Origin of the sequence: Mesorhizobium sp. M7A.F.Ca.CA.002.04.1.1 (assembly GCF_004022805.1) — a bacterium.
Classification (GTDB): Bacteria; Pseudomonadota; Alphaproteobacteria; order Rhizobiales; family Rhizobiaceae; genus Mesorhizobium; species Mesorhizobium ciceri.
In genome coordinates, this window is the sequence record NZ_RZPL01001182.1 from 1 (window position 1) to 832 (window position 832).

Consider the following 832-nt stretch of genomic DNA (forward strand, 5'->3'; position numbering starts at 1 on the left):
CGACGACGTGCCGACGGCCCATGCCGACACCAACAGCGTTGTCGAGGGCGGGATCGTGCTCGGCAACGTGCTGAGCGACGGCACGGACGACGTGTTCGGCGCCGACGGTGCGGCGGCGGGCGGCGGCGTTGTCGGGGTCCGCGTTGCGGGCGGCGACACCACGACGGCGGTGACGACGGGCGTCAACACGGTGATCAACGGCAGCTTCGGCACGCTGACGCTGCAGGCCAATGGCAGCTACAGCTATGACGGCCTGCCCAACGTGGTTCCGCCGGCAGGCGCAACGGAGACCTTCGTCTACACCATCATGGACGGCGACGGCGACCTGTCGACGACGACCCTGACCATCAACCTGTCGGACAGCGGCCTTGCCGTCTCCAACGACGACCTGACGGTCAACGAGGCGGCGCTGCCGATCGGCAGCAACCCGTCGAGCACCGCCGAGACCATCGCCGGAACGGTCGTCGACAATGTATCGGGCGGCACCGGGCCCTACACCTACGCACTGGTGAGCAACGCCATCGGCGCGCACGGCACGCTGACCTTCAATGCCAACGGCACCTACAGCTACACGCTGACCTCGCCGGTCGACGGCGCCGACGCCAACAACGGCACCAACACCGTCAACAATGTCGAGACCTTCACCTACCAGGCCACCGACGCCAACGGCAACACGATCACCAACACCATCACCATCGACATCGTCGACGACGTGCCGACGGCCCATGCCGACACCAACAGCGTTGTCGAGGGCGGGATCGTGCTCGGCAACGTGCTGAGCGACGGCACGGACGACGTGTTCGGCGCCGACGGTGCGGCGGCGGGCGGCGGC

The 832-nt window shown here is 67.9% G+C and carries 1 protein-coding gene; it reads left to right on the top strand.

All coding sequences use genetic code 11. The annotated features are described in order from the left end of the window. Positions 1–832: Ig-like domain-containing protein (locus tag ENZ75_RS33155; protein WP_206617177.1), on the top strand; the 832-nt coding region annotated here is incomplete at both ends.